General features: G+C 44.7%; 23 protein-coding genes. 16 read left to right on the top strand and 7 right to left on the bottom strand.

Translation table 11 applies throughout. The features are described from left to right. The first annotated feature begins 4 nt into the window (after nucleotides 1-4). From AC1DFM_RS15950 to nadD, 4 genes are all read left to right on the top strand, one after another. Entirely contained in the window at nucleotides 5-373 is a 369-nt protein-coding gene (locus AC1DFM_RS15950) for a 1,2-phenylacetyl-CoA epoxidase subunit B (RefSeq protein WP_133807807.1), read from the top strand. Further along, nucleotides 373-1,134: a 1,2-phenylacetyl-CoA epoxidase subunit PaaC gene (paaC, locus tag AC1DFM_RS15955; protein ID WP_477077724.1), complete on the top strand. Its 762-nt coding sequence runs from the start codon at nucleotides 373-375 to the stop codon at nucleotides 1,132-1,134. Before AC1DFM_RS15950 ends, paaC begins: the two co-directional genes overlap by 1 nt. Before the next feature lie 3 nt (nucleotides 1,135-1,137). Continuing rightward, the gene (paaD, locus tag AC1DFM_RS15960) at nucleotides 1,138-1,629 is read left to right on the top strand and encodes a 1,2-phenylacetyl-CoA epoxidase subunit PaaD (RefSeq protein ID WP_477077725.1); all 492 of its coding nucleotides are present in this window, start codon (nucleotides 1,138-1,140) and stop codon (nucleotides 1,627-1,629) included. Nucleotides 1,630-1,712: 83 nt separating this feature from the next. Continuing rightward, nucleotides 1,713-2,282, top strand: coding sequence for a nicotinate (nicotinamide) nucleotide adenylyltransferase (gene nadD / locus AC1DFM_RS15965; protein ID WP_477077726.1), 570 nt, complete (start codon nucleotides 1,713-1,715; stop codon nucleotides 2,280-2,282). Here nadD and AC1DFM_RS15970 read toward each other — a convergent pair. Continuing rightward, nucleotides 2,279-3,334, bottom strand: a complete 1,056-nt coding sequence (locus AC1DFM_RS15970) for an AI-2E family transporter (protein WP_477077727.1) — start codon at nucleotides 3,332-3,334, stop codon at nucleotides 2,279-2,281. The genes nadD and AC1DFM_RS15970 overlap by 4 nt on opposite strands. A 217-nt stretch (nucleotides 3,335-3,551) precedes the next feature. Between AC1DFM_RS15970 and AC1DFM_RS15975 the strand changes: the two genes are divergently transcribed. Genes AC1DFM_RS15975 through AC1DFM_RS15985 form a run of 3 tightly spaced genes read left to right on the top strand, consistent with a single transcriptional unit; the run spans nucleotide 3,552 to nucleotide 4,616 of the window. Then, entirely contained in the window at nucleotides 3,552-3,746 is a 195-nt protein-coding gene (locus AC1DFM_RS15975; protein WP_477077728.1) for a YtxH domain-containing protein, read from the top strand. Nucleotides 3,747-3,771: 25 nt separating this feature from the next. Next, the gene (locus AC1DFM_RS15980) at nucleotides 3,772-4,248 is read left to right on the top strand and encodes a hypothetical protein (protein WP_477077729.1); all 477 of its coding nucleotides are present in this window, start codon (nucleotides 3,772-3,774) and stop codon (nucleotides 4,246-4,248) included. Nucleotides 4,249-4,268: 20 nt separating this feature from the next. Continuing rightward, complete coding sequence (locus AC1DFM_RS15985) at nucleotides 4,269-4,616, top strand: hypothetical protein (protein ID WP_477077730.1); 348 nt, start codon at nucleotides 4,269-4,271, stop codon at nucleotides 4,614-4,616. Here the strand turns inward: AC1DFM_RS15985 and AC1DFM_RS15990 are convergent, their stop codons facing one another. The 3 genes from AC1DFM_RS15990 to AC1DFM_RS16000 form a co-directional block, all read right to left on the bottom strand. Next, nucleotides 4,617-6,275 carry a TonB family protein gene (locus tag AC1DFM_RS15990; protein WP_477077731.1) on the bottom strand — a complete coding sequence of 553 codons (1,659 nt, stop codon included), beginning with the start codon at nucleotides 6,273-6,275 and terminating at the stop codon, nucleotides 4,617-4,619. Between the two features lie 5 nt (nucleotides 6,276-6,280). Next, nucleotides 6,281-6,643 (bottom strand): BlaI/MecI/CopY family transcriptional regulator, encoded by a 363-nt coding sequence (locus tag AC1DFM_RS15995; protein ID WP_477077732.1) that lies wholly within the window; start codon nucleotides 6,641-6,643, stop codon nucleotides 6,281-6,283. Nucleotides 6,644-6,756: 113 nt separating this feature from the next. Beyond that, nucleotides 6,757-7,782, bottom strand: coding sequence for an SPASM domain-containing protein (locus AC1DFM_RS16000; protein WP_477077733.1), 1,026 nt, complete (start codon nucleotides 7,780-7,782; stop codon nucleotides 6,757-6,759). A gap of 130 nt (nucleotides 7,783-7,912) precedes the next feature. Between AC1DFM_RS16000 and AC1DFM_RS16005 the strand changes: the two genes are divergently transcribed. Together AC1DFM_RS16005 and AC1DFM_RS16010 are read left to right on the top strand one after the other, a co-directional pair. Beyond that, entirely contained in the window at nucleotides 7,913-8,653 is a 741-nt protein-coding gene (locus AC1DFM_RS16005) for a glycoside hydrolase family 25 protein (RefSeq protein WP_477077734.1), read from the top strand. Nucleotides 8,654-8,671: 18 nt separating this feature from the next. Next, on the top strand, nucleotides 8,672-8,959 hold the full coding sequence (locus tag AC1DFM_RS16010) for a hypothetical protein (RefSeq protein ID WP_477077735.1): 288 nt from the start codon (nucleotides 8,672-8,674) through the stop codon (nucleotides 8,957-8,959). Here the strand turns inward: AC1DFM_RS16010 and AC1DFM_RS16015 are convergent, their stop codons facing one another. Continuing rightward, a complete protein-coding gene (locus AC1DFM_RS16015; protein WP_477077736.1) occupies nucleotides 8,960-9,505 on the bottom strand; it encodes a CAP domain-containing protein in 546 nt (181 codons plus the stop codon). Nucleotides 9,506-9,977: 472 nt separating this feature from the next. Beyond that, entirely contained in the window at nucleotides 9,978-10,415 is a 438-nt protein-coding gene (locus AC1DFM_RS16020; RefSeq protein WP_477077737.1) for a YybH family protein, read from the bottom strand. A gap of 118 nt (nucleotides 10,416-10,533) precedes the next feature. Between AC1DFM_RS16020 and AC1DFM_RS16025 the strand changes: the two genes are divergently transcribed. From AC1DFM_RS16025 to AC1DFM_RS16040, 4 genes are all read left to right on the top strand, one after another. Then, nucleotides 10,534-11,724, top strand: coding sequence for a DegT/DnrJ/EryC1/StrS family aminotransferase (locus AC1DFM_RS16025; RefSeq protein WP_477077738.1), 1,191 nt, complete (start codon nucleotides 10,534-10,536; stop codon nucleotides 11,722-11,724). Nucleotides 11,725-11,818: 94 nt separating this feature from the next. Then, the gene (gene kdsB / locus AC1DFM_RS16030) at nucleotides 11,819-12,544 is read left to right on the top strand and encodes a 3-deoxy-manno-octulosonate cytidylyltransferase (protein ID WP_477077739.1); all 726 of its coding nucleotides are present in this window, start codon (nucleotides 11,819-11,821) and stop codon (nucleotides 12,542-12,544) included. Nucleotides 12,545-12,564: 20 nt separating this feature from the next. Continuing rightward, on the top strand, nucleotides 12,565-13,641 hold the full coding sequence (locus AC1DFM_RS16035) for an iron-containing alcohol dehydrogenase family protein (RefSeq protein ID WP_477077740.1): 1,077 nt from the start codon (nucleotides 12,565-12,567) through the stop codon (nucleotides 13,639-13,641). A gap of 193 nt (nucleotides 13,642-13,834) precedes the next feature. Next, complete coding sequence (locus tag AC1DFM_RS16040; RefSeq protein WP_477077741.1) at nucleotides 13,835-15,334, top strand: DNA recombination protein RmuC; 1,500 nt, start codon at nucleotides 13,835-13,837, stop codon at nucleotides 15,332-15,334. Nucleotides 15,335-15,464: 130 nt separating this feature from the next. Here AC1DFM_RS16040 and AC1DFM_RS16045 read toward each other — a convergent pair whose 3' ends face one another. Next, complete coding sequence (locus tag AC1DFM_RS16045) at nucleotides 15,465-16,649, bottom strand: MFS transporter (protein WP_477077742.1); 1,185 nt, start codon at nucleotides 16,647-16,649, stop codon at nucleotides 15,465-15,467. Nucleotides 16,650-16,824: 175 nt separating this feature from the next. Between AC1DFM_RS16045 and AC1DFM_RS16050 the strand changes: the two genes are divergently transcribed. From AC1DFM_RS16050 to AC1DFM_RS16060, 3 genes are all read left to right on the top strand, one after another. Continuing rightward, nucleotides 16,825-17,295 (top strand): Dps family protein, encoded by a 471-nt coding sequence (locus tag AC1DFM_RS16050; protein ID WP_291916070.1) that lies wholly within the window; start codon nucleotides 16,825-16,827, stop codon nucleotides 17,293-17,295. A 123-nt stretch (nucleotides 17,296-17,418) separates the two neighbouring features. Then, nucleotides 17,419-18,201 carry an NYN domain-containing protein gene (locus tag AC1DFM_RS16055; RefSeq protein ID WP_477077743.1) on the top strand — a complete coding sequence of 261 codons (783 nt, stop codon included), beginning with the start codon at nucleotides 17,419-17,421 and terminating at the stop codon, nucleotides 18,199-18,201. 3 nt (nucleotides 18,202-18,204) lie between these two features. Beyond that, entirely contained in the window at nucleotides 18,205-18,747 is a 543-nt protein-coding gene (locus tag AC1DFM_RS16060; protein WP_477077744.1) for an O-acetyl-ADP-ribose deacetylase, read from the top strand. Nucleotides 18,748-18,826: the final 79 nt, after the last annotated feature.

Consider the following 18,826-nt stretch of genomic DNA (forward strand, 5'->3'; position numbering starts at 1 on the left):
ATTCATGTCGAACGATTCTTTAGATCCCCGCGTAAACAGGCTGAAATTAGGCGAAGCGGGAGAAGTAGTGAAAGTGGAAGAAGGGGAAAACTGGAATGTATACGAAGTATTTCACCAGGAGAAAAGAGGCGCCCATCACGAACATGTGGGATGTGTGCATGCTCCCGACCCACAACTGGCGCTGGTATTTGCCAAAGAACAATTTGCCCGGCGCAAGAAATGTGTAAATCTCTGGGTAGTAAGAAGTGCAGATATACTGGCTTTTGATGTGGAAGACGAAGATATGTTTGCCAACAACATGGAGAAAACTTATCGTGATGCCAGCGGTTTTAAAGTGATGGAGAAGATTAATAAATTCAAACAGTCCAAATAATGAATAACGCAGCAATATCGGATTTGATCATAAAAATGGCCGATGATGAACTGATTCAGGGACATCGGAATTCTGAGTGGACAGGGTTAGGACCTGTGATGGAAGAAGACATTGCTTTTTCTTCCATGGCACAGGACAAAATAGGCCATGCCTGGGCATTGTACCGTATTCTTCATGAAGACCTGGCCGGTCCTGATCCGGATAAGTTTGCCTTCCTGCGGCCGGAAAAGGAATTCAAATCGGCGCACCTGGTAGAGATGCCTAACGGTGAGTACGACTTTAGCCTGATAAGACACTTCTTGTTTGACCATGCAGAAGCGATCCGTTATGAAAGCTTGCTGGATAGCAGTTTTGAACCATTCCGGATGCTGAGTATAAAAGTAAAGGGAGAGTTGAAATATCATACCCTCCACGCCAATGCGTGGTTAATGCAACTCAGTAAAGCAGGAGACGAGAGTTATCACCGGATGCAGCAATCGCTGAATGATACATTCGCGTTGGCAGCTGGCTTGTTTGAAGCTTCTCCGGAACATGAATCGGTATTGATAGCAGATAAAGTATATCCGGGAGAGAAAGAGCTGTTTCATCGCTGGATGGATCGTATTTACCCGGTGTTGGTGCAGGCGTCGCTTAATTTGCCGGATATGAAAAGCATTACGCCGGTGTATGGCGGCCGGCAGGGATTTCATACGGAACACCTGCAGCCCTTGCTAAAAGAAATGAGCGAAGTGTTTAACCTGGATGCGGAGGCCAGCTGGTAAAGAATGTCTCACAAAATAACAATAGCGGCAGTATATGAATCGCTGGAACATGTGATGGACCCTGAAATACCGGTGTTAAGTGTCATGGACCTGGGTATGATCACGGAAGTGGACCTGGGTAACGCTGGCGTACATGTGAAAATGATTCCCACATTTGCGGCCTGTCCGGCTGTGAGTTATATCCAGCATAACATAAAAACAACCCTGGAAAATGAACTAGGCGTCCACGTAAGTGTTGAAGTAGATAAACAGGTACATTGGCAAAGCAACCGGATGACGCCTGCTGCCAAAGAGAAGCTGAAAAACTTTGGCATTGCGCCTCCGAAGGTATTAACCGGAGAAGTAAGTACAGAAATAATGTTGGAAGTTCCCTGTCCGCATTGTGGTAGCGAACAAACCTATTTACGTTCTCCTTTTGGTTCTACGCTTTGCCGGGCGATTCATTTTTGCAAGGCATGTGGACAAGTGTTTGAGCAGTTTAAGCCACTGGAATAAGCCTTATTTCTATGTTCCCGCTTTAAATACCTATTTTTACACGCATTATTTGATGTCGCCATTGGCAATTTATACGACGAAACATGAGAATAGGCTTGTATTTTGGGTCTTTTAATCCTATACACACGGGGCATTTGATTATTGCCAATTACGTAGCGTACAATACTGATCTCGATAAAGTATGGCTGGTGGTTTCTCCGCATAATCCGTTGAAACCCCAGTCAGCACTGCTCAACGAGCATGATCGCTTTCATTTGGTGGAACTGGCCATCAAAGACGAAGCACGCCTGCGCGCCAGTAATATCGAATTTTCTTTACCACGACCCTCTTATACGGTAGATACCCTGGCTTACCTCGGTGAAAAATTCCCCACCCAGGAATTCGCCATCATTATGGGTAGCGATAGTTTTCAAAATTTGCCCCGCTGGAAAAATTATGAGCACATCGTAAAAAACTATCCGATTTATGTATACCGCCGCCCGGGGCATGATATTACAGATACCTTTGGTGCACAAATAGAAATACTGGACGCCCCTATGCTGGATATCTCGGCCACGGATGTACGCAAATGGATAAAAGAAGGGAAGTCGGTACGTTTTATGGTGCCGGACAATGTGATTCAATATATCGGCGACAATAACTATTACCGTTAATCGGTATCTTTGGCGGCTGCTTTTTTGGTGGTCAGATCTCTTCTCTTTACCACAAACTCGTTTCCATATATTTCCAGTAAGAGGATGAACATGGAAATCAGCAATGGCCCAAAAATAAGTCCGATAAAACCAAACAGACTAACGCCAATGATTACCCCAAAAATGGTAATCAGCGGATGTACATCTGCAATCCGCTTGTTCAGCAGCATTCGCGCAATATTATCGGAAGTACCCACAACACCAAACCCATACACCAGTATAGCAACACCCTGCCAGGTATTGCCCACCGCCAGCAGATATACGCCCAATGGTACATATACCGCCGCCGCACCAATAACAGGCAGCATAGCGGTAAAACAGGTGACCACAAACCAGAAGAAGGGCTGCGGGATACCGAATATTAAATAACCAATCAGCGACACAATGCCCTGCACAATCGCAATGAGCGGAATACCCACCGCATTGGCAATGACCAGGGTGTTGAACTCTTTACCCAATCGTTCCACATTTTCATCTTTCAGGGGAATATATTCATACAGGTTTTCCTCCATTTTTCGTCCGTTTACCAGCATAAAAAAGAGCATGAAATACATCATGGCAATGGAGGTGAGGGTATTGAAGGTGGCGCCCAGGAAGCCCGGTAGTATGGCGGTAACTTTTTCCTGTAGCTTTTGGATGCGATCGGGCGTGAGCAAGCCAAATCCAAGGTATTCTTCCAGTCGGGTATTGGTTTGTTTCAGGCTGTTAATCAACTCCGTAGAGTGACCAACAGCATAAGTTACTTTGGCGGTGAGCATGTTAACGAGCATGCCTACCGGGAGCAGGATGATGAGGAAGGAAAGCACCAACAATAGCGTGGCAGCCAGGCTCTTATTCCATTTGCGTTGTTCCGTTAGCCGGAACATCCACTTCCGGCAAATCACGTACAGGGTTACAGCCCCTAGAAAGCCGGGGAAAAAGGTAAACATCTCCAGAAAAAGGAGAATGGCAAGGAATAGGATCAGTAACAGAAAGCCGATTTGTTTAAGGCGGTCATTATCAAGATAGCTCATAGTACATAATATCGTGTAATTTTCCCGAATGTCAAAAAGCAGACCAACAGCAATGGAGATGCCGCTCTAAGCAGTAAACAAAATTGCAGGGTGCTTGTTCTTAAAGCGGGGATTTGGCACGCAAGTTTTGTATAATTGTCATTTATGGAATAATGTTTGTTGAATCCATGGTACAAAAAAAGAAAACCTAATTTATAACATCTTTAAAACCTTAGTTATGAGTAACAGTTCAAAAGCCGTGGTTTCATTTATCGTTGGCGCAGCCGTAGGCGTTGCAGTAGGTTATTTTCTGAATTCAGACAAAAAAGATGAGCTGGTAGAAAAGCTGAGAGATCAGTCTGACAAGCTGAAAGAAAAATGGAGAAAAAAGAAAGATCAGTTTCAGGATGAGTTAGAGAACGAGTTGGCGTAAACCCCATTTGAATAAATTTATTTGCATGGAAGATAATTTCGGCAACTACTTTAACCAAACGGGAAAAGTAGCCAGGGAATACCTGGAAACCAGACTGGACCTGATTAAGCTCCAGGCAGCAGGAAAGTTATCGAAAGCTTTGGGATTGTTTTTCTCATTAACGATGGCTTTTCTGCTGTTCTTTTTCGTGATTGTATTCCTGGGAATGGTGGTAGGTTTCTGGATCGGTGAAATGACAGGTAGCTTTACCATTGGGTTTAGCTGTGCTGCCGGCTTGTTTGTGTTGTTATTYCTCATCATCCTGATATTCCGTAAGCAATTGATACAACGGCCGCTGGCTAATTTATTGATTGCAGAATTAGTGGATGAGATGACCGACAGCGATGAACGCTCCAACCACATTCATAACCAACGCCCAAAACAGGCACCACCTGTGACGGCGGCGGAGGATCATGGGTATGTTCCTGATGATGAAGCTACAGAAAACACCGCAAGAGGATAATCAATGCAAAACCTTTACACATGCCTAAAAAAATAAACAGCTTCGAAACACTGGAGTTGGAAATTACCCGTTTGAAAATGCGCTCCAAAGAGTTAGAAAATGAAATGGGGAACCGGGTAGATTATTTCAGGGACAACTATAAAAAGATGGCCCTGAATGCAGTGATCCCCGGTAGCGCCAAACATACGGGTGCCTTCAACATAGCCTTTAATATGGCTAAGATGGCCTGGGGAAGTGGTAAAGTAAAGAATTTTGCTACCGGGGCGTTAATGACTGTCCTGGAATTTATCGGCGTTCAACTGGGTATCAACCTGTTTAATAAAGTGACTAAATCCAGGAAAAAGAAGAAGGAACCTGTGGCGGAATAATTATTTCTTAGCGGCATAGCCCATAACGGTTACATCGGGGTTCCTATCATGTTTCCCCTCGATGCGTTTGTCTGGAGAATCACCTTCCAGTATATATGCCACAGAAAGGGTGACTGTTTCCGTTTTACCTGTGGAACTTGCCATAAAAGAAGGGAAAGACGACACAACCCGCTTTACTTCTTCTCCTAAAGCCTTATGCGGCGTTTCTAATACTTCCACATCTGTTACCGCACCATTGGACTGGATTTTGTACTGAACCAATACATCTCCCGCAATATTATTTTCCTGGCAAACCCTGGGATAACGTACATTCTTCGCAATTGTTTTTCTATAAGCTTCTTTGCCTCCTGGAAAACGGGTAAGAAAAGTGCTATCTGTAGTAACGCCTCTTATCCAGCCATTGCTTTCCGCAATTCCACGATCAATCAGCGTTTTAGGTGTTATGAAGAAAGGGCGTGGTCCTATACCGCTCATCGTGTCGTTAAAAAAGAAGAAGAAAGTGGTAATAGGAGAAGTGAAGGATTGTTCACTGAGCCCACTACGATGGTCTTTCGCATCAAAGTCAATGTTGATAATTTCGCCGGCGGCATTGCGTTTCAACTTTGAATAGGTCATATTGATACCTTTTTCACGTAATGCAGTTTTCATGTCTGCCAAATCCTGATCAGTGGTCAGGCGGGTCACCATACCGTTGATGGTACCATTTTCAGAGAGTAGGTACTTGTTTGCTCCTGATTCCTGTGAACTAATGACGGGGGCCGTGGCAGACAGCAGGCCCGCTGTGAGGCCAAGCACTGGCAGCAACAACAGGTACCGCCAGGTACGCTTACGGGAGGATTGGGTTTTGTTCATCATAAGTATTCTGTTTTTAATGAATGATTTACTGAAATGACTCACAATGGCCACGGGGCTGCGCCGGGCCCCCATCTTTAGTAAACTGTACTGGTAAGCAGTAGACCTGTCAAAAGCCTGTAGCGCCGCCTCATCTGCCAGAAACTCCAGGTTCAGCTGCAGCGACTTTTTGCACATCCAGGCAAATGGGTTTATCCAGCAAATGCAACAGTACAGCGATGACAGCAGGATATCGACAGAATGCCGCTGTTGTACATGCGCTTCTTCATGCCTGAGTATATGTTGTAATTCCGTAGGCTCGTGGGCGTTAGGATCAAAAAAGATAGTCTGTAGAAAAGAGAAGGGTGCAGTAAGTCCGGTTATTTGCACATAGCGGATATTATTTTTTGTGTATGCATGTCCTGTTTTTGCCAGTTGCCGGATCTTTATCAGCTGCTGTATGTGTACCAACAGGAGTATCAGCGCTACACCAATATATACGGCCAGCATCCCGGTAACAGCATACTGCATCAATGGTTCCCACCAGAAATGCGCTACTGCACCCGGATGTTCGGACGTATGTATCTGGGCGGAAGGAGCATTATTGAAATACACCATGGCAGTTGGAGCATCCGTTGCAGGCGCTGATGCCCATTGAAAGGCTGGAACGGGCAGCAGCGGTAGTATCGCAGAGCAGATAAATGCGCTGAGCAACAGTATCCTGTTGTAACGATAAAATGTCTCTTGCTTAAAGCAGGTGATATAAAGGAGATATAAGAGCGTCATGCATCCTGACGCTTGCAGGAGATATAAGAACAGGGTAGGCATACACGTTATTTTTTATCTTTCTCAATCATCTTTACCAGTTCCTTCATTTCTTCCGGGCTGATTTTTTCTTCTTTGGCGAAATAAGCCAGCATATTGAGATAGGAGTTATCAAAGAAGGTGTTGAGCACCTTTTTCATGAAGGTGTCTTTATAGCTTTCTTTTTTAATGATCGGATAATACTCGTAGGAGCCACCATATTCATGATGGGCGAGATATCCTTTTTCTTCCAGCCGCTTCATGAGCGTAGCAATGGTGTTGTAATGAGGCTTGGGGTCGGGTAAATGCTCAATGGCATCTTTTACAAATGCTTTTTCCAGGTCCCATATTACCTGCATTAATTCTTCTTCTTTACGGGATAGTTTCTTCATAACACTAATCTATTACTATTTTTGTAGTTTAAAAACTATTTTTGTAGTATATAAACTATAAACGTAGTAATTGATTGGTTGTCAATCAGAAAAAATAATTTAACTGGATAGGTTTAGCCCCACACTTTGGTGCCTTCACTACAGTTAGCGCAGATATCTATGTTTTTACGGGTTTCGAGGATCTGACTACGGAAACGGATATACTCTTTGTTATGCCATAGTGCTTTGAAAGATTCTTTTTTCAGATCACCGAGGCGGTGTTGTGCATCTTTATCGAAGCAGCAGGGCACCACCAGGCCATCCCAGGTAACTACCGGAGAATGCCATAAGCGCCAGCAATGGTTACCAAGCTTGTTTTTAATGGCGTAAGTACCGTCTTCATTACGATGGTACCGGGAGTATTTGTCGATAGTAGGAATTAAGCGGTTGCCTTCTTCATAATCATATACCTGAGCTGTTTTAAACCGCACCTGGTCTACACCTATTTCTTTGGCCAGTTGCTTTATCTCTTCTATCTGGTGTTCATTGGGTTTTACCACCAGGAACTGGAAGAATACAAAGGGTTTGGAAGAATTCAATTCTTTTTTCCACTTCACAATGTTTTTAGCGCCCTGGATCACCTTGTCCAGATGGCCACCTACCCGATACTGCGTGTATACGTCCTGGGTAGTACCGTCAATAGAGATAATGAGTCTGTCCAACCCACTTTCTACGGTTTTTTTAGCATTGGCATCTGTCAGATAATGGGCATTGGTGGAAGTGGCGGTGTAAATGCCTTTGGAAGAAGCATATTTTACCATGTCAAGGAAGCTGGTGTTTAGGTAGGGTTCTCCCTGAAAATAAAAAATCAGGTACAGCAGCTCTTTTGAAATTTCATCGATCGTTTTTCTGAAGAAATCCTGTTCCAGCATACCGGTGGGGCGTGTAAAAGCCCTTAATCCACTGGGACATTCCGGACAGCGAAGATTGCAGGAGGTGGTAGGCTCAAAGGAGATAGAAATAGGATATCCCCATTGAACAGGCTTTCCGGTCCACTTGCTCATAAAATAGCTGCCAAGCACTTTTCCTGCGTTAATACCGCGGCGAAAGGTGAATTTGGAAAACAAATTAAGGGTATCCTTCAGGTTAAAATCGGGCATAAAAATTCACTTGACCATTGTAAAAGTAGCCCCTTTAAACAAATTATAGCCTATACTTGCTGAAAAAAAAGGGCTGTCGGCAATTATTACAGCACCCTTACCCAATTACCCTGCAACTAACTGAAGCAAAGTGAAAAGCATCTGGATCAGATTATTATTAGTAATAGTGGCTGTATTGGCCTATTTATGGTGGAAGGAGCGAGATAAAGGGATCACCTTTGTGAGGTATGAGGAATTTGGAATAGATATGCCGGTGAATTACAAAATTCACGGAATTGATGTGTCAAAGTTTCAGAAGGATATTAACTGGCAAGCTGTTAAACAAATGCAGGTAGATAAAATTCGTATATCCTTTGCCTTTATTAAGGCTACAGAGGGCATCACCCGCCAGGATGCTGCTTTTAAGCAAAATTGGGACAGGGCAGGGAAGGCCGGTATTATCAGGGGGGCGTACCACTTTTTTTATGCTACCCGCGATCCGTTGAAACAAGCCATTAATTTTCACAACGTAGCCGACCTGCAATCCGGAGATCTACCCCCGGTGCTGGACATAGAAACCAGTAATAACCAGCCGGCGGCTGTAATCCGCAGCACTGCAAAGATCTGGCTGGAAGAAATGGAGAAAGTGTATAAGGTAAAGCCCATTATCTACACCAATATTCATTTTTATGAAACCTATTTGGGCGATGAATTCGACCGTTACCCATTATGGATTGCGCACTACTACCAGAAAGAAAAGCCCCGTTCTGACCGGGCCTGGCTGTTTTGGCAGCACAGCGACATTGGCCGGGTAAATGGTATCCGGACCACCGTCGATTTCAACGTATTTAAGGGAGATAGTGCTGCACTTGCAAAACTGTGCATACCTTAGTAGCGCATATCATTCACTATGGCAGAAGAACCCGCTATAACAGAAAACCAGGAAATACCGCCGGAAGATCCTAACAAGATGGATTATGAGTTATTTCATTTTCTCATAAAAATCATGCGCACCATCTTCATTGGTTTATTCTGGGCGTTGAGCAATGTATTCCTGGGCCTGTATCTCGGCTTTGCAGAGCCAGAGGCGTCCACCCCCGGCCGGATGATTTTTTTCTATTGCTGGTTTGGTATTACACTGCTGGCATACCTCTACTATTTACGGCGCGCATGGCGTAAAAAAATGAGCGCGCCCTGATTAATGTGCAGCGCCTCTTTTACCCAACTCCATGGTCCAGCTGCTATTGTAGCGTCCCACACCAATTTCTGTAAACGTAGGGTCCATCATATTATGACAGTGCTTCGGGCTATTTAACCAGCCTAGCACCACTGCCTGCTCATCCATGTTGCCAGTGGCAATATTTTCTCCGTAGTAATTCCACTTATAACCGGCTGCATCCAGCCGGGCGCCAGGTGTAGAGCCAGTGGGAGAGTTGTGATCGAAGTATTTATTGATCGACATGTCTTTGCTATGATCGTAAGCCGCTTTTTCGAGCAAGCCATTCCAGGTAAGTGTTCCTACTGCCGGCATTTGATCCGTTCCACATTTGCAGCCACGGCTGCGTAGTCCATTCACCAGTACCAGCAAGGCGCTACGGTCTACCTTGTTTTCAGGAACGATAGAAGTGTCTGCCGGCGGATTTTTGCCTGCTTCAAGAGGGGTAACACCAGCGGTTTTGGTGCAACTGCAATAAAAAATAGTGGCCATCATAATGACGGCAGTACGCATAATTTTCCCGTACATAACCAGTAATAAGTTATAGTAAATAGATAACGGGCTCTAAACAGGACTTGGATTAAAACTAAAAAGAGGCTTTAGGAAAGGAACGTGATTAAAACTATAGTTGGTTGACCAGAGGTTATGGGTTAAAACGAGGACCAAAGATAGGAAGTAGATATGAAAAATTGATTATAGCTTTTGTAAATCTAATGTTAATCACAACTGCTATATTTCAGCAGCTGTTCGTTGTGTTTCTTTCCCATTGTGAATCAGCCTTTTGTGGAGAGGGTGCCCCGTATACAGTTCGCTATCCTCCCGGAAATGGCCTGTTTCCGGGATGGAATAGTCTTTGTGAGCCGCTATATGAAACAAATGCAAGAGCATTGAACATATTACCATATCGGATTTGAAGGCCCTACTTTTTTTCATGAAGAAGTCCGAACTTCTTTAATGTTGTGGTGTATAACGGCCATCCTGGTCACAGGATGGTTTTTTTTTAACTCGTGTGGTCTTCTATAATTTTCCATTCTCCCTTTATTTTCTTCAATATCAGGCTGAAATGGCCTTCCAGGTCACCAATGCTGCGTTGCAGATGCCATTTACCAACTAACAGGTATACATCAGTGGCGAGGGGTTTGAATTCCAGTAATTTGAAATCCAGTTTACCCATGGTGGCGGCATCGGGATAAGTTTTCTTGTAGCGGTCCAAAGTGGCTTGCCAGCCGTAAGTAATGCCGCTTTTACCAACGAAAAGCAAGGAATCGGAATGCCAGTAGGTTTGCATGAAGCCATCGATATCTCCGTTGTTCCAGGCGGTGGTTTGGGCTGTCATCAGGGCGGTTATTTTTTGTTGATCGCCGGAAGGAGCCTGCTGAGCCTGGGCGGGCAAGGCTGCTGTAGCGCCCAATAACATAAGGAACAGAATAAAACGCATGTTAAATTTTTAGCAAAAGATAAACAGTTTTTCCGATGTAACGCAATGCTGATTATAGTAACTTTGCAACATTATTTTTTGCACATCACTTACAATTATATTTAAAAATCAACAGTTTATGCCCGGATATGAACTATTTGGAGCCGAGGAAAGGAAAGAAGTAAACGACGTACTGGAAACCGGTATCATGATGCGTTACGGATTTGATGGTCCGCGTAAAGGCATCTGGAAAGCAAAAGAGCTGGAACAGGCCATTTGCGATAAACTGAATGTACAGTATACCCAGCTTGCTTCCAGTGGTACTGCTGCATTAACCACAGCGATGGCTGCACTCGGACTCGGTGCCGGCGATGAAATCATCATGCCCACCTTTACATTTGTTGCCAGCTTTGAATCCGTATTTTCTGTAGGCGCCATCCCGGTACTGGTAGATGTGGATGATACCCTCACCCTGGACCCTAAAGCAGTGGAAGCGGCTATCACGCCACGTACCAAAGCCGTAATGCCAGTGCATATGTGCGGTGCTATGGCCGATCTGGACGCCCTGCAGGCGATCTGCAAAAAACATAACCTCCTCCTGCTGGAAGATGCGTGCCAGTCGTTTGGCGCCTCTTACAAAGGCAAAGCATTGGGATCTATCGGTGACGCCGGTACGTTCTCTTTCGACTTTGTAAAAACCATTACCTGCGCAGAAGGTGGTGCCATCATTACCAACAACAAAGACGTTTATACTAAATGTGACGGATACACGGACCATGGACATGATCACCTCGGCGTTGATCGTGGTGCTGACCTGCATCCGTTTATTGGTTACAACTATCGTATTTCGGAACTGCATGCGGCAGTAGGGCTGGCGCAAATCCGCAAGCTCGACAACTTCCTGGAGATACAACGTAAAACCAAGAAAATATTCAAAGATGCGCTGGCTACTGTGCCTGGCGTAACTTTCCGTCGCTTACCGGATGAAGCTGGCGATAGCGCTACTTTCCTGTCGTTCTTCCTGCCGGATACGGCCAGTGCAGAGAAGGCAGCAGCGGCTATGAAGGCGGCTGGCCTGGCGGCATTCCACTACTACAATAACAACTGGCACTACATCCGTCAGTGGCAGCACTTCAAAGAAGGAGCGGTATTAAGTCCTTTTGCGAAAGAGCTGAAACAGGCCATGGAAGTGTATAAAACAAAAGAATTCCCAGCTTCTGATATCATTATCGGCAGAAACATTTCCACACCTATTAACCTGGGCTGGAGCGATGCCGAAATTCAGGAAAGAGCTGAAAAGCTGGTGAAGGCTGTTAAAAGCGCATTGTAAGAACACATAAGGCAGTAAAGACGTCAGGAAATTTGTAATTTAATTTTTTACGTCTTTGCTGCTCAGCTTCGTTGCGCGATCAAAATTATACAACATGAGAAAAGTTGCGTTGATACCTGCCCGTTATGGCGCCTCCCGTTTTCCAGGTAAAATGATGGCAAAACTGGGCGATAAAACAGTGATTCTGCGTACCTACGAATCCGCTGTAAATACCGGGGTTTTTGATGAGGTCATGGTGGTAACAGACAGTGAACTGATCTACAATGAAATTGTTAATAATGGCGGAAAGGCTGTCATGAGCCAGAAGGAACATGAATGCGGTACCGATCGTATAGCCGAAGCTGTTGTAGACATGGAGGTGGATATTGTAGTGAATGTTCAGGGAGATGAGCCATTTACACAGAAGGAGCCACTGGAAAAGTTGCTGAAGGTATTTGAAGGGGAAGAAGGGAAAAAAGTACAGGTAGCATCATTGATGCAGGTATTGAAAGATCCTGTTTCCATTGAAGATCCTAACTACGTGAAAGTAGCGGTAGACAAAAACTTCAACGCGTTATTTTTCTCCCGCTCTGTGATTCCTTATCCACGGGATAAAAATGTGCAGTCGATCTACTACGAGCATATCGGCATTTATGCTTTCCGCAAACAAACGTTACTCGACTTCACGCAAATGGCGGTAACCCCGTTGGAAGCGGCAGAAAAGATTGAATGTTTGCGCTACCTGGAGAATGGTATCCCCATGAAAATGGTGGTAACGTCTTACATGGGCGTAGAAATTGATACTCCGGAAGACCTGGAGAAAGCGGCAAAACTTTTATAACATCTAACTAACAGGGATATATGAAATTCAGGAACTTTAAAATGGTGGACTACGTAGTTTACGGCAGCGGATGTTTTGATCAGCTGGGTGAAATACTGGCCCCTAAGCGCGTAGGTGATGCTCCCATGATATTTTTTGTGGATGAGTATTTCCAGGATAAGCAGGAATTTTTGTCCCGTATACCGTTACAGGGGAAGGACAAGATTGTGGTGATTGATGTAACGGATGAGCCTAAAACCAAAACGGTAGATAAAATCCGGGATGAGCTGAAGGCTGAATTTGGCACTGTATCCGGTATCATTGGTATTGGTGGCGGTTCCGTGATGGACATGGCCAAGGCAGTAGCTTTGATGATGACGAACGTAGGTTCTTCTGCCGACTACCAGGGTTGGGATCTCGTGAAGGTAGCGGGTGTATATAAAGTAGGTATTCCTACAATTTCCGGTACCGGTGCGGAAGTAAGCCGTACCTGCGTATTAACCGGCCCTACCCGTAAACTGGGTATGAACTCTGACTTTACTCCTTTTGATCAAATTGTACTGGACCCTTCGCTAACTAAAACAGTGGAGCCTAACCAGCGCTTTTATACGGCCATGGACTGCTTCATCCACTGCGTGGAATCGTTGCAGGGTACTTATCTGAACGCATTCAGTCAATCTTACGGGGAAAAAGCACAGGAGCTGTGTGAAGAAATTTTCCTGCAGAAAGAGCAATGGGATGATGATGCAGATGAGAAACTGATGATGGCATCTTATGCCGGTGGAATGAGCATTGCTTATTCTCAGGTAGGGGTAGCGCATGCGGTGAGCTATGGCCTGGCGTACCTGCTGGGTACTAAACACGGTATCGGTAACTGTATTGTGTTCGACAAGCTGGAAGAGTTTTATCCGGAAGGCGTGGCCAAGTTCAAGGAAATGGTGAAAAAGCATAACATTGAGATACCGCAGGGTATCACCAAAGGCTTAACCGACGAGCAGTTCGACACTATGATCAATGTATCATTGGGTATGGCGCCACTCTGGGAAAACGCCCTGGGTAAAGACTGGAAAGAAATCATGACCCGCGAAAGACTGCGTAAGCTGTACGAGCGGTTATAGTAGATATTATCCGGATCAGGATTAACCTGATTTTATAAGTTTCGGGAAGATATAAGTGAATTTGTGCGCTTATGTCTTCCCGAATTTTTTTGCGTTGTTTTAAGTAAAAGCAGTCTAATCAGCTTAATGCGGATCTGCAACGCAAATTCAATGCGTAGAAAAAAAGTATTATTGTTAAAGGGGGAAGATTATCATGCTGATACTATTGATTATTTCGGGAATAGGTTTGCTGGTGCTGGGGTATGCTTTGTTTACCGTGAAACAGCAACAAAAAACGCTGCAGGCACAGGAAGCGGCGCAGACAGCGCAACTTACTGCTGTGCAAACCAGTTATACCGGTCTGCAGGCCAGTTATGCTGCTCAGCAGGAACAATATCACCTGCTGGAAGCCAAACAAGACTACCTGCAAAGTATGCTGGATGATAAAGCGGCATTGGTGAAAGAGAAACAGCAGCAACTGGAACGGATAAACGAAGAGTTTTCTGTGCTGATGTCAGAGCAAGGCCGGTTGATGGAGCAAAATAAATACCTGCAGCAACAATTGCTGGGAGAAAAGGAACGGCTGCAACAGGTACAGCAGGACTTTAAAGTACAATTTGAGAATATTGCCCAGCAGCTATTACAGCGGATATCCGGCACCTTTATGGAACAGAATAAGGTGAAGATGGATGATGTACTGAAGCCGTTATCTGAGAAGATAGATAACTTCCGTAGTAGCGTGCAACAATCGTTGCTGGCGGAAACGGCCCAGCGTACAGAGCTGAAAAATGAATTGCAGCGGTTACTGCTACTTAATCAAACCCTTTCTAAAGAAGCCAACAACCTGACCAATGCGCTGAAAGCAGATACCAAGAAACAGGGGAATTGGGGAGAAATGATACTGGAGCGGGTGTTGGAAGCATCAGGCCTGGAAAAGGGTGTGCATTACTTTACACAGGACGCACAAAGAGATGAAACCGGGCAGCTGAGAAAACCGGATATGGTACTGCAATTGCCTGAAAACCGGCAACTGGTTATCGACTCCAAAGTATCCCTGAAAGCGTATGAACAATATTGCAGCGCTACCACGGAAGACGATAAAAAGTATGCACTGAAAATGCACCTGCAGTCGGTTAAAAACCATATCAGCGAATTAAGCGCCAAAGCATATCATACACTCTATAAAAACACCACCGACTTTGTAATGCTGTTTATCCCCATTGAGCCGGCTTATGCGCTGGCCATCATGCAGCAGGATGAAGATTTGTACGACTTTGCTTTCCGTAAAAGAATCATATTGGTAAGTGTGCCATCATTACTGGCTACGCTGCGGGTAATTGATAACATGTGGCGATTGGATAAGCAGAATAAAAATGCGGAAGAAATTGTACGGCAGGGTAGTGCCCTCTATGATAAGTTTGTAGGCTTCGCAGAAGATATGGGCCTGATTGGGGAGCACCTGAAACGTAGCCAGAACGTGTATGATGGCGCTATGAATAAGCTCATCACCGGCAACGGCAACCTGGTAGGGCGTGCAGAAAAAATGCGTAAACTGGGGCTGGATAACAAGAAAATACTGCCCAAAGAAATGACCGCGGATTCGCTGCCATCAGAAGAAGAGGCCATCACGGTAATCCCCGCCGACTTACCATCCGGCGAAGAAGCAATACCAGAGCCACCCACGTCTGAAGAAAACAGGATATTCGAATCCTAAAATGATATCGCCCTCCATTGCAATAAAGCATCGCAATAAGGCATTGCCGAAAAGCATGGAGGGCGTTTTGATAATAGGCTACGGTTTTGATAATAGACCTACAGTTTTTGCAGGATAGCTTACACACAGGCTACATCACCGACTGCTCCGCTTTCCGGGGCCGATAAATAAAGCTGAGATATAAAGTAGCCAGCAACGTAATACCAGCCATCACATAAAACGTGATGGGGAAGTTAGTCGACTTGTTGTTGTAAATAAACGCCGAGAAATAAGCTCCTAATCCAATACCCGCTTCCATCGCAATATACATGCTCGCCAATGCGCGTCCACGGTGCTGCGGCTGACCGAGATCAACCGTCCATGCGGTAACCGCCGGAGAGTTAAGCCCTACGGAAATACCATATACCACCGCTGATGCCATCAACAAAGTACTGCTGTCCGCAAGTCCCATCATTAGCATGGAACCTGCCATCAGGATGGAAGAAGCTTTCAATATAGGTACCCGCCCATATTGGTCAGACACCTTGCCTGCTAACAGCCGGATACCAATAGAACTGGCCGTAAAGAAAGTATAGAATACACCTTTATTGGAAATGCCCAGGAAGGCGCAGAAGTCGGGGATAATAGTAAGTACGACACCGTAACTGAAATAGGTAAGAAAACAAACAATTACTGGCGACCATACCAGCGGCTCAAAAATTTCATCCTTGGAAATTTTCAGTAGCGAAAATCGGAAAGGCTGCTTATTTGTCAGTGTTTCTTTCATGCCAATCAGTATCACTACTGACAATAACGCAAACACAGCCGACAACTGGAACATAATGTTAATATTCCATCGTACCGCTACAAAGCCCCCGATAGCCGGTCCCATGGCCATACCAATGGTACTGAACAAACCAACCATGCCCATGGCTTCTCCGCGTCGGTTCACAGGTACCATATCAGATACATAGGCCGATGTTCCCGTTGGTTTAAAACCCGTTGAAAATCCATGAAAGAAACGCAATAACAGGAACGCGCCTACAGTGCTGATCATTGGGTATAACAGGCTACAAATTACACAGATAAGTGATCCGAAAATCATTACCGGCACACGCCCAATGGTATCCGTCAGCTTACCGCTGAATGGACGTGAAAGCCCTGCCATTAATGTAAACAAACCAATGATATATCCTTTATAATCTTCGCCGCCCATCCGGGTTAAATAAGCCGGCAGCTCTGGAATCATCATGTTGAAGCTGGCGGAAAAGAGGGCATTGCTGAGGCAAAGAAGTATGAAATGAAGCGTATAAATTCTCCCTGTCGACTGATACATGTACGCAAAATTAGGAACTATGGTACAATTTTAGCAAAGTAATTGACGCCGCAACAGCATGAACAAAAACAGGGGCGTACCTGTTTATATTAACCAGTTGTTAAATCATGACAACAATCATAACTATCTGTTAGCGGATTTTGTAAATTTATAGTAACCAAAAAAACACTGTGATATGAAAATCAATATTGGGGTATCAGCAGAACACACGAAGCAAATAGCATTAGAATTAAATAAAGTACTGGCAGATGAATTGTTGATCTATGCTAAAACAAGAAACTCCCACTGGAATATCGAAGGCAGCAATTTCATGGAAATGCACAAGTTCTTCGAAGAGCAATATGAAGAACTGGAAGAATACGGAGATGAAGTAGCAGAATACATCCGTTCCATCGGACATTATGCTCAAGGGCGCTATGCAGATGTATTGAAACTCACTAACCTGTTGGAGTCTGAATATTCCAACAATCAGAAAACACAACTGCAGGAATTACTGGATGATCATGAAACCATTATCCGTAACCTGCGCAGACTGATCGACGAATTTGATACCAAGTACAAAGACAAGGGAGCCGCGGATTTTGCTACGCAAATGCTGCAAAAGCACCTCAAGCTGGCCTGGATGATCCGTTCTTATCTCAAATAGTTTTTCAGCAATATAAAAAACGTGTTAGTTACAGTAAAACAGGCTGTCACTAACACGTTTTTAGTTTTCAGTAATTGGTTACATTTGTTATGTGTTGACCCTTCATCCCAAAAATTCAAAACAATGGATAATACAACAAGTGACCTCCGCCTGGCGGTACTGATAGACGCAGACAATATACCGTATCATAATATCAAGGGTATGCTTGAAGAAGTAGCCAAATATGGCAACCCTACCTTTAAAAGAATTTATGGCGACTGGACCAAACCCACAGTAGTGGGCTGGAAGGGCGTGTTACTCGACTATGCGATTACTCCCATTCAGCAGTACAGTTATACTTCCGGAAAAAACGCCACCGATTCGGCCATGATCATAGACGCCATGGATATTTTATACACCGGTCGCGTAGATGGCTTTTGCCTGGTATCCAGTGATAGTGATTTTACCCGTTTAGCTACTCGTCTTCGCGAAGCAGGGATGCGGGTGTATGGCATGGGTGAGAAGAAAACACCCAGCGCATTCCGGGCGGCGTGTGATAAATTCATTTACCTGGAAATATTGCAGGTGAGGAAAAAAGCGGATGCGGATACAGATATGGATGGAGATGCCGATACTGGTGGCAAAGCAAAATCTTCCAAAGGCAAACGGAATAATAGCATCAGCAAGGCCGACAAGCAATTGATATCCCTGTTATCCACCAGTGTAAACGATATCGCTGATGAAGATGGATGGGCGTACCTGGGCGAATTGGGAAATCTGTTACTGAAGAAGCAACCTGACTTTGATTCCCGTAACTATGGCTTCAATAAGCTGTTACAGCTGCTGAAAAGCTTCCCGAATTTCGAAATAGATATCCGGGAAAGTGGAAAGAAAACCGGGAAACTTGTATACGTAAGAACTGTATAACTGATGGCATATCGAAAAATCAAAATAATACAGGGCGATATCACCAAAGTAAAGGCAGACGCTATTGTTAATGCAGCTAATTCTTCTTTGTTAGGTGGCGGTGGAGTAGATGGCGCAATTCACAGGGCCGGCGGACCGGCTATACTGGCTGATTGCAGGGCTATTGTGGCCCGGCAGGGAGGTTGTAAAACCGGTGAAGCGGTGATTACCACCGCTGGTCATTTACAGGCCCAACACGTTATTCACACTGTTGGCCCCGTATGGAATAATGGTATCCATCAGGAAGAAACGTTACTGGCCAATTGCTACCAGCACTCGCTGGAGCTGGCGTCACGCCATCATCTGAAGTCGGTGGCCTTTCCCAATATCAGCACAGGAATTTATCATTTCCCTAAAGACCTCGCCGCCTTTATTGCGATGAATACCGTGGTGAAATACCTGGAAGCCCATCCTGAAATGGAAGAAGTGATATTTGTGTGCTTTGATGCCGAAAATCTCCGATATACGGAACAGTATTATAACCTGCATATACGCCCGGAAGAATAAGTTTCTGTCCGCTAGTATAAAATGCAGTCGCTGATCAAGGAAGCTTCCCTATATTTGAAAGCATATATCATAAACCACC

Source organism: Chitinophaga sp. 05T412, from assembly GCF_056396465.1.

Coding starts and splice junctions, on each gene's coding strand:
- AC1DFM_RS15950 (WP_133807807.1), top strand. CDS start 5: ATGTCGAACGATTCTTTAGATCCCCGCGTAAACAGGCTGAAATTAGGC.
- paaC (WP_477077724.1), top strand. CDS start 373: ATGAATAACGCAGCAATATCGGATTTGATCATAAAAATGGCCGATGAT.
- paaD (WP_477077725.1), top strand. CDS start 1,138: ATGTCTCACAAAATAACAATAGCGGCAGTATATGAATCGCTGGAACAT.
- nadD (WP_477077726.1), top strand. CDS start 1,713: ATGAGAATAGGCTTGTATTTTGGGTCTTTTAATCCTATACACACGGGG.
- AC1DFM_RS15970 (WP_477077727.1), bottom strand. CDS start 3,334: ATGAGCTATCTTGATAATGACCGCCTTAAACAAATCGGCTTTCTGTTA.
- AC1DFM_RS15975 (WP_477077728.1), top strand. CDS start 3,552: ATGAGTAACAGTTCAAAAGCCGTGGTTTCATTTATCGTTGGCGCAGCC.
- AC1DFM_RS15985 (WP_477077730.1), top strand. CDS start 4,269: ATGCCTAAAAAAATAAACAGCTTCGAAACACTGGAGTTGGAAATTACC.
- AC1DFM_RS15990 (WP_477077731.1), bottom strand. CDS start 6,275: ATGCCTACCCTGTTCTTATATCTCCTGCAAGCGTCAGGATGCATGACG.
- AC1DFM_RS15995 (WP_477077732.1), bottom strand. CDS start 6,643: ATGAAGAAACTATCCCGTAAAGAAGAAGAATTAATGCAGGTAATATGG.
- AC1DFM_RS16000 (WP_477077733.1), bottom strand. CDS start 7,782: ATGCCCGATTTTAACCTGAAGGATACCCTTAATTTGTTTTCCAAATTC.
- AC1DFM_RS16010 (WP_477077735.1), top strand. CDS start 8,672: ATGGCAGAAGAACCCGCTATAACAGAAAACCAGGAAATACCGCCGGAA.
- AC1DFM_RS16015 (WP_477077736.1), bottom strand. CDS start 9,505: ATGTACGGGAAAATTATGCGTACTGCCGTCATTATGATGGCCACTATT.
- AC1DFM_RS16020 (WP_477077737.1), bottom strand. CDS start 10,415: ATGCGTTTTATTCTGTTCCTTATGTTATTGGGCGCTACAGCAGCCTTG.
- AC1DFM_RS16025 (WP_477077738.1), top strand. CDS start 10,534: ATGCCCGGATATGAACTATTTGGAGCCGAGGAAAGGAAAGAAGTAAAC.
- kdsB (WP_477077739.1), top strand. CDS start 11,819: ATGAGAAAAGTTGCGTTGATACCTGCCCGTTATGGCGCCTCCCGTTTT.
- AC1DFM_RS16035 (WP_477077740.1), top strand. CDS start 12,565: ATGAAATTCAGGAACTTTAAAATGGTGGACTACGTAGTTTACGGCAGC.
- AC1DFM_RS16040 (WP_477077741.1), top strand. CDS start 13,835: ATGCTGATACTATTGATTATTTCGGGAATAGGTTTGCTGGTGCTGGGG.
- AC1DFM_RS16045 (WP_477077742.1), bottom strand. CDS start 16,649: ATGTATCAGTCGACAGGGAGAATTTATACGCTTCATTTCATACTTCTT.
- AC1DFM_RS16050 (WP_291916070.1), top strand. CDS start 16,825: ATGAAAATCAATATTGGGGTATCAGCAGAACACACGAAGCAAATAGCA.
- AC1DFM_RS16055 (WP_477077743.1), top strand. CDS start 17,419: ATGGATAATACAACAAGTGACCTCCGCCTGGCGGTACTGATAGACGCA.
- AC1DFM_RS16060 (WP_477077744.1), top strand. CDS start 18,205: ATGGCATATCGAAAAATCAAAATAATACAGGGCGATATCACCAAAGTA.